Source organism: Oceanobacter sp. 4_MG-2023 (assembly GCF_030689165.1).
Lineage (GTDB): Bacteria > Pseudomonadota > Gammaproteobacteria > Pseudomonadales > Oceanobacteraceae > Oceanobacter.
The window spans coordinates 171,374-183,040 of the sequence record NZ_JAUYVV010000002.1; the positions used below are offsets into that span (position 1 = coordinate 171,374).

At 55.8% G+C, this 11,667-nt stretch carries 8 protein-coding genes; 5 read left to right on the forward strand and 3 right to left on the reverse strand.

Annotated features, from left to right (window positions below; genetic code table 11):
* Positions 1–650 precede the first annotated feature (650 nt).
* Positions 651–1,580, forward strand: a complete 930-nt coding sequence (locus Q8W24_RS02455) for an SDR family NAD(P)-dependent oxidoreductase (protein ID WP_305413244.1) — start codon at positions 651–653, stop codon at positions 1,578–1,580.
* A 232-nt stretch (positions 1,581–1,812) separates the two neighbouring features.
* Here the strand turns inward: Q8W24_RS02455 and katG are convergent, their stop codons facing one another.
* Positions 1,813–3,999 (reverse strand): catalase/peroxidase HPI, encoded by a 2,187-nt coding sequence (katG, locus tag Q8W24_RS02460; RefSeq protein WP_305474287.1) that lies wholly within the window; start codon positions 3,997–3,999, stop codon positions 1,813–1,815.
* Between the two features lie 316 nt (positions 4,000–4,315).
* On the opposite strand from katG, the gene Q8W24_RS02465 reads away from it, so the two are divergent.
* A complete protein-coding gene (locus Q8W24_RS02465) occupies positions 4,316–5,254 on the forward strand; it encodes a 2-dehydropantoate 2-reductase (protein WP_305413246.1) in 939 nt (312 codons plus the stop codon).
* 200 nt (positions 5,255–5,454) lie between these two features.
* Positions 5,455–6,567 (forward strand): hypothetical protein, encoded by a 1,113-nt coding sequence (locus Q8W24_RS02470; protein ID WP_305474289.1) that lies wholly within the window; start codon positions 5,455–5,457, stop codon positions 6,565–6,567.
* Positions 6,568–6,578: 11 nt separating this feature from the next.
* On the opposite strand, the gene Q8W24_RS02475 is transcribed toward Q8W24_RS02470, so the two are convergent.
* Positions 6,579–8,405, reverse strand: a complete 1,827-nt coding sequence (locus tag Q8W24_RS02475; protein ID WP_303431657.1) for a sodium:proton antiporter — start codon at positions 8,403–8,405, stop codon at positions 6,579–6,581.
* A gap of 270 nt (positions 8,406–8,675) precedes the next feature.
* Positions 8,676–8,867 (reverse strand): hypothetical protein, encoded by a 192-nt coding sequence (locus Q8W24_RS02480; RefSeq protein ID WP_303431656.1) that lies wholly within the window; start codon positions 8,865–8,867, stop codon positions 8,676–8,678.
* 299 nt (positions 8,868–9,166) lie between these two features.
* Between Q8W24_RS02480 and Q8W24_RS02485 the strand changes: the two genes are divergently transcribed.
* Together Q8W24_RS02485 and Q8W24_RS02490 are read left to right on the forward strand one after the other, a co-directional pair.
* Positions 9,167–10,813 carry an ExeA family protein gene (locus Q8W24_RS02485; RefSeq protein WP_305474291.1) on the forward strand — a complete coding sequence of 549 codons (1,647 nt, stop codon included), beginning with the start codon at positions 9,167–9,169 and terminating at the stop codon, positions 10,811–10,813.
* Positions 10,813–11,664, forward strand: a complete 852-nt coding sequence (locus Q8W24_RS02490) for a general secretion pathway protein GspB (protein WP_305474293.1) — start codon at positions 10,813–10,815, stop codon at positions 11,662–11,664. The genes Q8W24_RS02485 and Q8W24_RS02490 overlap by 1 nt, the downstream gene beginning before the upstream one ends.
* Positions 11,665–11,667: the final 3 nt, after the last annotated feature.

Below are 11,667 nucleotides of genomic sequence, written 5' to 3' on the forward strand. Positions count from 1 at the left end.
TGTAGCCTGTAGTCTGTTGACCCGGAATGCCGGGTGATACGGTGACACAAACAAACCCCGATTGGCGTAGCTGATCGGGGTTTTGTTTTTTGGGGTTGTCCAAATGACTGGTAAAGCAAGACCCATTGATCGAAACCCAAAAGGCCTCTCGTGACCGATGATATCCGCATGGCATGGGGGTAGAGCACGCCCGCACGTGTAGACGTATCAAGAATGCGTTGCCGGTTTTTGTGTCTGTCTGCGCGCAAGCTCATTTCGTCTTTCTCGTCTTTCTCGTCTTTCTTCGTCTTTCCTTGTCTTTCCTCCGGTCCGTCGGATTACGTGATGATAGCCGCAGTCTCGCAGGATGGGATATGGATACAGATAGTATGCAGGCGTAAAATATCACTGGATCTGACAGTTTTTACTGTGGTTTGGCTGCAGTTCCGACCTTGTTTGGAAGAACAGGGTCATGACGTGCCTTCAAGTAGAAAACACCGCGGCTGGCGATCCGGACCGTCGGTGCAAAGGCGCCGAGAACCGAGGTAAAACGTGCGGAAAGGGGAGTTCCAGGCCCTTGCGCTGCATGAGGCTTCCGGAACCTGATGAGGGTCAAGGTGGCCACACCGCCGCATGTATTTGCCAATATCTCAACCAAAGGAGTATTCAAGATGGGTAAGTTGACTGGCAAGGTTGTTGTGGTAACGGGGGCCGTTTCGGTCATTCCCGGGTTCGATTCCATCGGCTCGGCAACAGTCCGCGAAGCCTTGGCCGAAGGGGCCGAGGGAGTCGTCATTTCCGATATCAACGACGAGCTGGGCGAGGTGTTTGCCAAGACCCTGAACGAGGAATATGGTGCCGGGCATGCGCTCTACGTGCATACCGACGTGTCCAATCCAAAGGATGTTGAGCAGCTTTTCGAGATTACCGAGAATACCTATGGCCGGGTTGATGCCATCATGGCCAATGCCGGTGTGGCGACGGCCGAGGATTTTGACAAGGACCCCGAGGCGGTTCTGAAGTCGAAAAAATTCATCCAGAGCATCAACGAGGATGGGGTGTTCAATACCGCGCTCTACGGCTCACGGCTGATGATGAAACATGGGACCAAGGGCTCAATCGTGCTGGTATCGAGCATCCACGGTGTTGCCGGCCGCCCGAAGGTGGTGAACGCAGAGACAGGCGAGGTGCTGATCGAACGCTTCAACCTGATCCAGTACACGATGGGAAAACACGGCGTTGTCGGCCTGTCGAAAGCTCTCGCACTGCAGTTTGCGGAATACGGGATTCGGGTGAATACCGTGAATCCGGGCTATATCATGACGCCGTTGTTCCAGGCTGCTGTCACGACCGACAAAGAGAAGTTGTCGCACGAGAAGACTTTGGAAACCGATGCCTTTGATTTCACCCAGCTGGCGGCACTGCACCCGCTGTGTAACGACCCGGTGAAAGATGCAGATATCGTCCCGCGCGGGAAATTCGGCGGTCGCATGGGGGTTCCGGCTGAAATCGCCAAGCCGGCGGTGTTCCTGATGTCGGACGAGGCTTCCTTTATTACTGGCCAGAAGCTGGTTATCGACGGCGGGTATACCGCAAGTTGAGGATTGGCGGATAGACCGCGTGCCCCGTCCTGCTGTGCAGGAGGGGGCACGCGTAAAGCTCATCCGACCTTCTGGCGCATATCTCACCCTTCGGATGGGCCCATATTCTGCTCACTGGCGAATACAAATGACCCAATGTGATCAAACCACCCTGGTGTAGGATTGACGCAGGATTCTGCGCTCTCTGGCATCAGAATCCTGTCTGGCTGCGTCGCCTGTTTCTAACCAGAGTTTACTTCAGATCATAGCGGTCGGCGTTCATGACCTTGACCCAGGCATTGGCGAAGTCTTTGACAAACTTCTGCTGGTTGTCGTCCTGGGCATACACTTCCGCGTAGGCACGCAGGATGGAGTTGGAGCCAAACACCAGATCGACGCGGGTGGCTGTCCATTTTACTTCGCCGGTTTCGCGATCCACCATGTGGTACAGGTTTTTACCGGCAGGTTTCCACTGGTATGCCATATCGGTCAGGTTAACAAAAAAGTCGTTGCTCAAGACGCCTTTGCGGTCGGTGAATACACCGTGGCTGGTGCCCGCGTAATTGGTGTCCAGTACTCTCATGCCGCCAATCAATACCGTCATCTCCGGTGCTGTAAGCCCCATTAACTGGCTGCGGTCGAGCATCAGTTCTTCGACACTGACGGTGTAGTCTTTTTTCACCCAGTTACGGAAACCATCGTGGATCGGCTCCAGTACGTCGAACGATGCCGCGTCGGTCATGTCGTCGGTGGCATCACCACGACCTGGAGCAAAGGGTACCGTGATATCGACTCCGGCGTCCTGTGCTGCTTTTTCAACCGCTGCCGTGCCGCCCAGTACAATCAGGTCTGCCAGGCTGACGGGGTGGCTGAATTGCGCCTGAATGCCGGTCAGAACATCGAGGACTTTCTGTAAACGATCCGGTTCGTTACCTTCCCAGTCTTTTTGGGGGGCGAGGCGGATACGGGCACCGTTGGCTCCACCGCGGTAGTCAGATCCACGGTAGGTGCGGGCGCTGTCCCAGGCGGTTGCCACCAGCTCCGATACGCTCAGGCCACTGGACAGAATCGTGGTTTTCAGTTCGGCGATATCGGCATCTGACAAAATGTAGTCGGCGGCAGGAATCGGGTCTTGCCAGACCAGGTCTTCTGCCGGTACATCCGGGCCGATATAGCGGCTTTTGGGGCCCAGGTCGCGGTGCGTCAGCTTGAACCAGGCGCGGGCAAAGCAATCAGCGAAGTACTCTGGGTCTTGCATGAACTTCTGACAGATCTTGCGGTAAGTCGGGTCGACTTTCATGGCCATGTCGGCATCGGTCATGATCGGGTTAAGACGAATGGAGGCATCTTCCACGTCAACCGGCATATCGGCGGTATCGATGGCGGAAGGTTCCCATTGCCAGGCACCTGCCGGGCTTTTTTTCAGTTCCCATTCATGGCCAAACAGCATTTCGAACCAGCCCATGTCCCATTGTGTCGGGTTGGCGGTCCAGGCACCTTCGATACCACTGACAACGGTATCCCGGCCAATGCCCCGGCCTTTGGTGTTCGTCCAGCCCATGCCCTGGGCTTCAATGTCGGAAGCTTCCGGGTCCGGGCTGAGGTCTTCGGCGCGGCCGTTACCGTGACACTTGCCAAGGGTGTGGCCACCGGCGGTAAGGGCGGCGGTTTCTTCGTCGTCCATGGCCATACGTGCGAAGGTTTCACGGATCTGGGCGGCGGTCTTGAGTGGATCGGGCTGGCCATTAACCCCTTCCGGGTTAACGTAGATCAGGCCCATTTGTACCGCGGCCAGCGGGTTTTCCATGGTGTCGGGCTGGTCGAGATCGCCATAACGGCCATCACTGGGGGCCAGCCATTCTTTTTCAGCACCCCAATAGGTGTCTTTTTCCGGGTGCCAGATGTCTTTGCGACCAAAGGCAAAACCATAGGTTTTTAGCCCGGCGACTTCGTAGGCAATGGTACCGGCCAGCAGCATCAGGTCGGCCCAGGAAATTTTGTTGCCGTATTTCTTTTTGATTGGCCACAACAAGCGGCGGCCCTTGTCTGTATTGACGTTGTCTGGCCAGGAGTTTAATGGCGCAAAACGCTGGTTGCCGGCGCCGCCACCACCACGACCATCGGACAGGCGATAAGAACCGGCAGAGTGCCAGGCAACACGGGCAAACAAGCCGACGTAGCTGCCCCAGTCGGCGGGCCACCAGGGTTGGCTGTCGGTCATCAGTGTGCGCAGGTCATTTTTCAGGGCATCAACGTCCAGTTGCTTGACCGCTTCGGCGTAATCGAAGTCGTCACCCAGTGGATTGGTCTTGCTGTCGTGCTGGTGGAGGATGTCGAGATTCAGGGCATTCGGCCACCAGTCGGTGTTGGTCTGACCGCTGGATGTCATTGCGCCATGCATGACCGGGCATTTGCCCGCGGATGATTGCGTATTGTCCATGATGAAGCTCCGGTTCTGCTGGTGGGTGGTTGCAACGGTGTATGGCAACCACGCCGGATGAAAGAAATCAGGCTCACGACGATTGGTCTGTTGCTGCTCAGAAAGGTTCGCCGCAAAGGACGTTCTGGGCACAATAAATATCGGCTCGTTGCGCTTGCTGATGTCGTTACTATAGTTGAGCCATTTATAACTTCATTCAATTAAAATAAATTCAATTGATAGCTAATGCTAATCGGTTGGGCCTTTGCTGGTGTCGTGGCAGAGGGCCGGTATAGTGTGATGATATGTGATGGAATAACCGATTATTGGGATGACGATGAAAATACTGATCGTAGGAGCCGGGGCCGTTGGAGGCTTGTTCGGTGGGCTGTTGCAGCGCCAGGGTGTGGATGTAACGTATCTGGTTCGCCAGCAGCGTCAGCTGGAATTGGCCAGTGGTTTGACGGTACGACTGCCTGATCAGACCTTCGATTTTCAGCCGCGTGGCTGCACGGCGGCTCAATTGGCCACATCGGCGGCGACGTTCGATCTGATTGTACTGACCAACAAGGCCTATTCGCTAGCGGAGGTGATCAAAGATATCCGACCGCTGGTCAGTGCGCAGACGATGATTTTGCCGTTGCTGAATGGCTTGCGGCAGCTGGACGATCTGGATGCCAGTTTTGGTGCCGGGCAGGTGCTGGGCGGGATCGCCAAAACCGTGGCGACATTGGCCGACACCCATACCGTTGTGGTGCGTAGTCCGGGCAGTCAGGTCACGGTTGGTGCCCGTACAGCAGCGCAAGACAAGGCGGTTGCTGAGATTCGGGCCTTGTTTGCGGATGCCGGTATTACGCTGGGAGATGGTCATCATATCCTGCAGTCCATGTGGGATAAATTCTGCCTGATGGCTCCGTTGGGAGCCTTGAACTGCCTGCTGCAAGGGTCGGTAGGTGACTATATGCAAAGTGAGGCCGGTGGCGCGATTGCGTTGGCGACCATCCGGGAGTGCACCGATACCGCAGCGGCCAGTGGTTATCCGTTGGCGGCGGAAGGCATTACGGCCATTGAGCGGATGCTGACCAATCCCAAGTCATCGTTTACGGCGTCGATGTACCGGGATATGCAACAAGGTTTGCCGATAGAAGGGGAGCACGTGGTGGGTGACATGCTACATCGGGCCGAGGCCATGGGTGTGGCGGCACCGAATCTGACTTTGGCTCATGCTGTCTTGCAGACCTACAGTTATAAAATCGCTGCACGGCAGGCGGGCTGAGTTGGTTATCGGTTGAGCACACCCTTGTAGTGATCGGGCAGAGAGGCAGACCTTGCAATTGGTCACTGCGACTGGTTACGGCGGAACGTTGTAAAACATCATGAAAGCACACGCTGTGTAAACGGCGTTTTCAAATCAGTCGCGGTTTGTTCCAATGAGCGGCTTTTCCTCTCCTTCCACGAATAGGGTTTGGTTCTTTCATGCGCGTTACCTCGTTTGTCCCGGTGGCTGTCTCGGTTTTGACCACAACGGGGCTGTTACTGGGCCCTTGCTTTGCTGTCGCCGATTCTGTGTATTCCTCTGTTGATCTGGTTTCCAGTTCGGAGCCGGTACCTGTGTTGGATATGGTGAACGGCTGGGATGGGCCATTTAGCGCCGGTGAATACGCTTATGCCGATGCCCGGTCGCAGGTCGGGGTGAGCTGGAGCTCTGGCCAGAGTGAAGCCGACCTCGGTGTGCAGCGTTATTTTGTCGAATGGCAGCAGCGCTGGCATTACGACTTGTCTTTCTCCAAGGGGATGTCCCGTTATTATTATTCGCTGGAGCAAGGGAGTGATCTGGCGGCAGATGAAGTCTTGGCGCTTGATGCCCGAATGCTGGTGGCCCGCGGGATACGCAGTGGTGCGCAATGGCAGCTGGACAGTGCAGCACTGGGGCTGGCAGGGCAGTGGTCAGTGACTCCGGCACTCACCGTGTATCGGGTATCGGAATGGCAATTTGGCTCACTGTCGGGGGTTGCCGAAGGCGGTGAGAGTGAAACCGCCTCGGCTTCTCTGGATTATCATTTCAGCGAAGACAAGATTCTGGATTATGACGTCGATCCCAACAATGGCTGGGGTATCAGCCTGGATCTGGCCAGTGAATGGAGTGATGGCGAATACTGGCGAGTGGCGGTACAGCTGCACGATATTCTGAACCGCTGGCAATTGGCGGACTCCGGTTATACCGATGCCTGCATTAACTTTAATTCACCATCGCAGCAGGTTTGCAGCAGCACGGCGACAGCATCGGGCAAGTCGGGGCAGGAAGATTATGTTGCCCGGTTACGTTCGACTGTCGAAGTAGCGGTAGAGTATCTGCCCTGGCAGGGGCAGATACTGGCCTACCATCATGGCGACTATGATCGGCTCGGGCTTGAGAAACGCTGGCAGCCGCTGGCGGGCATTGAACTCGGAGCGGCGGTTTACAGCACCGCGCAAGTGGGCGTTTCGCTAAACAGCCGCTGGATGCGGCTGGCCGTGGCGACTGATGATATTCGCTCCAGCCTGGCCCGGGATATGGATGTTTCCCTGGGTTGGCAGTTCCACTGGTAATCCCTGGTGATTCAAGCCATTGTCGCTGGTTCAGAAGGCGGCAGACAGAGGCTGACAATTCGCCAGCCGGGTTTGGGACGCAAGGTTTTACCGGCCAGTTTCATACGTACTTTGCCTTCCGGAGTGATTGCCAGCAAAACATGAGACCGGTCGGCATGATTCGCTTTGAAATCCGCATAGGTAAAACGTTGGCTCAGCCGGGTGGTTTTTAATCGGGCTCCCTTGGCCAACAGGTTGATAAACTGGCTGTAACTCAGGTCGGCATCAAACAGCGGCAGGCCGCGCTGGTCTTCACCGCTGTAATGTTTGGTTTTATGGCGCCGCTTGCTGGAGCTGATTTCCTTGTGCGCCAATATCCGGCTGTGCAGGGCAAAGACCCGATCAAGGCCAAACTCATCGCGAAAGTGCATGCAGGCAATGGTGTTCAGATGGTTGTCGGTCGACAGCGCCATCAGTTTGCCAAGCCCGGTGAGTGGGAGGCGGGAGCTGGCATAGTCCGACATTGGACTGCCGTAAAATATCGGTAACCCCGCCATACGGGCGCGGCGAACATTGTCGTAAACGGAATCCGCCAGCAAAACCTGGATATTCTGCCGGGCCAGTTCTTTGGCAATGGCACAGGCTACCGGATTGGCTCCCAGTATCAGGATGCCATCCGGTGGCGGTTCGACCACTCCCAGCCAACGGGCAACCGGGCGCGCCGTCGCACTCTGGAAAATCACCGTACCGAAGATTACACAAAACATCAGCGGAACAAGCATGGCAGCCCCTTCCGCACCTTGTTGTTGCAGCTTGATGGCAAACAACGCAGAAACCGCCGCGGCAACAATCCCTCGTGGTGCGATCCAGGCCAGCAGGGCTTTGTCTTTCCAGCTCAGGTCACTGCCAAAAGCGGACACCCAGATGGTGAGTGGTCGGGCGACAAACTGCATCAGGGCCAGCAATATCAATGGTGCCCAGCCCAATTGGGTGACTTCTGCCAGATCCAGTCGTGCCGCCAGCAGAATAAATAATCCACTGATCAACAGCAGCGAAAGGTCTTCCTTGAAATGCAGGATTTCTGCCAGTCGCAAATGTTTCTGGTTGGCGAGCCACATGCCCATCAGAGTGACGGCCAATAGCCCGGATTCATGGGCCAGGTAATTGGCAACAGAGAACGCCAGCAGTACCGCGGCCAATACCGCCAGGTTCTGTAAATACTCCGGGAGCCAGCGGCGGGCAAGGGCAATGCCGGTCAGCCAGCCTGCCAACAAGCCCAGGCTGGTACCGGAAACCAGCACCTTGATAAAGGTCAGTGCGACGCTGGTGGCCTGATTCTGGGCGGTAATAAATTCATACACCACCACCACGAGCAAGGCTCCGATCGGATCAATCAGGATGCCTTCCCAGCGCAAGATCTTGCCCAGTTCAGCCTTGGGTCTGACAGTGCGCAGCATGGGAGCAATAACGGTGGGGCCTGTTACTACCGTCAGGGCACCAAACAGCACCGCAAGCGACCAGTCGAGGGCAAACAGCCAGCGGCTGGCGCAGGCGACCAAAATCCAGGTGACCAGTGCGCCAAGAGTAATCAGGCGGCGGACGACCGTGCGTTGGGAGCGTATTTCAGCCAGATCGAGGGTCAGGCTGCCTTCAAACAGGATGATGGCGACACAGACCGAAACCAGTGGAAACAGCAATTCGCCAAACATGGCGTCCGGTACCAGCACGCCACTCACCGGGCCTGCAAACAACCCCGCCAGCAACAGAAACAGAATGGCGGGCAGATTGCTGCGCCAGGCGAGCCATTGGCATGCCAGAGCCGTCAGTGCAATCAGCGCCAGTATCAGGCTGGTACCCATGGAAGACTCCTTGTGCGGCTCTGATAACACCGTCCATATTGGGGAAAAGAAAAGTCTTATGGTGCCTGCGGGGCAGGGTAAGTACCATGATTAATCGCAGCATTGGCGAGCAATCTTTTATGGGTGTTGGCCGTATCTGTTATACCGTTATCTTTTGATAAATTATGGCAATCTTTGCTGCAACTGCATTACATCATCAAAAGAGAAACAGGTTGTGTCTGCACTGGGGCCGTCGTGATTATCTGAATGAACAAGAGCTGATTATTATTGTTAGTTGTCGGTAGAGGTCAGATTTGAGGAGGATTTTTTCTGGGCGTTTTTTTCAGACTTTTCAGACATGAAGCTGGCTTCTGCCTGGGATTGGTTCACGGCTTCTGATTCTTGTGCCTGGGTGGATACGTTCAGATACGCGGCAGAAATAAACAGGAAAGAGTTGATGGCAATTTTGAACTTGGGGGTCATGGTGTCCTCGTTATTTGGCCAGTGGGTTGATTGTCAGTATTGAGTTATCAACCGTTGCGACAGGGTTACTGAGTGCCTGGCGTGAAAAAAGTTTACGACTATCGGGAAGATAAGCAGATTGTCTTGTTTTTGCTTGGATGTCTTTTGTTTTTCTTTTAATTGATTGCAATTATGGAACTATAATGCACGAATCCGGCTGATTAATCAAACCGCGTCAAGATTGGGTCATGGCTGACGCTGGTACGCTTGTTGGGGCGATTCCGGTATCATGCGCGCTTTTATTGTTCCTCGGGCGTTGCATGTACCTTGACCATTTCAGCCTAGATCGTTTCCCGTTCACCATTGCCCCAGACCCGGCTTTTCTGTTCCCGTCGGCCGGGCATCAGGAGGCGCTGGCGCATTTGCATTATGCGCTGACCGGGCACGGCGGACTGATCTGTCTGACCGGGGATGTAGGAACCGGAAAAACAACCTTGTGTCGCGCATTTCTGGAACAGACTCCCGACAATATCAAAACGGCTTATCTGTTTAATCCGCAGTTGTCCCAACGGGAGTTGTTGCAGGCCTTGTGCGACGAGCTGGATATTACTTATGCCGCCGAAGCCAGTCAGCAGGCCCTGTACCAACAGCTGAATCATTCGTTGCTGGCCTGGTATGCCGAGGGCAAGCGGGTTATCTGTGTTGTTGATGAGGCACAGGCCATGCCGGTGCCATCGTTGGAGCAGATTCGGTTGTTAACCAATCTGGAAACCAGCGACAACAAATTACTGACGCTGATTCTGGTAGGGCAGCCGGAGTTGCGCGACGTCTTGCAGCGACATGAATTGCGACAGCTGAACCAGCGAATTACCGCCCGTTATCACCTCAAGCATCTGAGCCAGACCGAAACCTATGCTTATCTGCGCCATCGGCTGGCAACGGCGGGGTGTGAGCGTCAGGTGTTTGATGAAGCCGCGGCGAGCATTATCTGCCGGGGTTGCGGCGGTATTCCTCGTCTGATCAACAGTGTTGCTGACCGCGCTTTGCTGGGAGCCTATGCCCGGGGTGATAACGACGTTCATGCTCCGGTTGCACGTCAGGCGCTGGTCGAGGTGTTGGGGGATACAAGCCAAGCCGCGATACCCAAAGTCCGTACCCGCAGATTGCCCGGTGCTGCGCTGGCAGGGGCTCTGGGTGTGATGATCGTGCTCCTGATTGCTATCGGATTACTGGTTGTTGAGCCGTCCTGGCGTACCACGCTGGCGCGCTGGATAACCCCGGTCGGGACAGCGGATGGAACACGGGATTCGGCCGGTAACGGCAACAATAGCGATAAAACACTTGAAGCAGCGCCTGTGCTGGCCAAGTCGGTTGCAGATCCAGCAGCTGCGGAGAGCACGGTCGCCTCGCTTCCGTTGATCGATAATCCCCCGATTGATCCGCGCCAGGCCGCCGCCGAACATCTGAGTCAGGCGATGGGGCTGGAGGCCGGAAACTGCGATCAGTTACAAGGTCGCGGCTGGCAATGTTTATGGGTCGCCTGGCCTTACTCCCAGTTACAGCCATTGCAGTATCAGGTGGCGGTGTCTTATGACGATCAATGGCAGTTGTTGACCGACCTTGAAAGCGCCCGGATACGCCCGGACCGGGTACTGAAGGCCTTGCTGATCTGGCAGGCACCGGCGGGTTATCATGGCTTGGTCCGTCAGGGCACTAGTGCCGAGGTGGTTGCCTGGGTGAGAGCGCAGCTGGGGGTGGAATGGCACGGTGACTGGCAAAGAATTGGCCCGTCAGGCAGTGATACCCAGGCCGCTGGGCCGGACAAAACCTTTTATGATCCTCTGTTGGGTCACGCGGTCGCCCGGTTTCAGGCATCCCAAGGACTGACGGCCGACCGGATTATTGGCCCACAAACCCTGCTGTATCTGCAACGGCGAGCCTATCAGGCTCAGCAGGAGGCGCAATAATGTCGTACATTCTGGATGCGCTGAAAAAATCACAGCAGCAGCGCGCCGACAGTATCGACGATGCCATGCTGGCGCCGTTGTTGGTAACGCCCGAGGCGACGCCGGTTGTTGAGGCCCGTTTGCCCTTGAGTCTGGTGCTGATTGTTCTGTTGGCCGTAGTGGGCGCGTTTGCCCTGTATTTTATGGGTGCGGAGCCTGTGCCAGCTCCCGGAATGGAGCCTGTGGTGGCGGAGATTAACGTTAAGGAAAACGTTAAGGAAAGGGTTGCCGTGCCTGCGACTGCGGAAGCAACAGGCTCTGTATCGGAACCCAGCGTCGTAGCCGCTATCAATAATGAGACGCCGTTGGCAGTTCCTCCAGTGGAATCAGCGCAACAATTACGCCCGGAAGTCATTCGTGCCACCGATTTTGTTCCGGCAAAAGCCAGGGAGATGGCTGAAACAACCACTGTTAGTGTCACACCACAGCCACCACCGGTCGTGGTAGAGGCGGCGACACCGCCAGAGAAGGCTTCGGTGCAGAGCGCAGCACCAGAATCCACGCAAGTCAGTACGCAAGCCAATACCTCGGAGCCACCGGCAGTGGCAGACTCCTCAGCGCTTGAACGCCGCCATTTGCCGCCGCTGTCATCGCTACGCAAAGTCCCTGATCTGGTGATTACCGGGCATATTTATAGTCAGGATGGCAGCACTCGCACGGTATCGATGAACGGTCGGCAGTGGTACGAAGGCGACATGATTGTGCCAGGGGTGTTTTTGCAATCCATAACGTCATCCGGCCTGGTGCTCGATGTTGATGGTTATCCATTTCCGATTAACCGTAACAGCGGCTGGCAGTCCATTGGGGAGTAATAC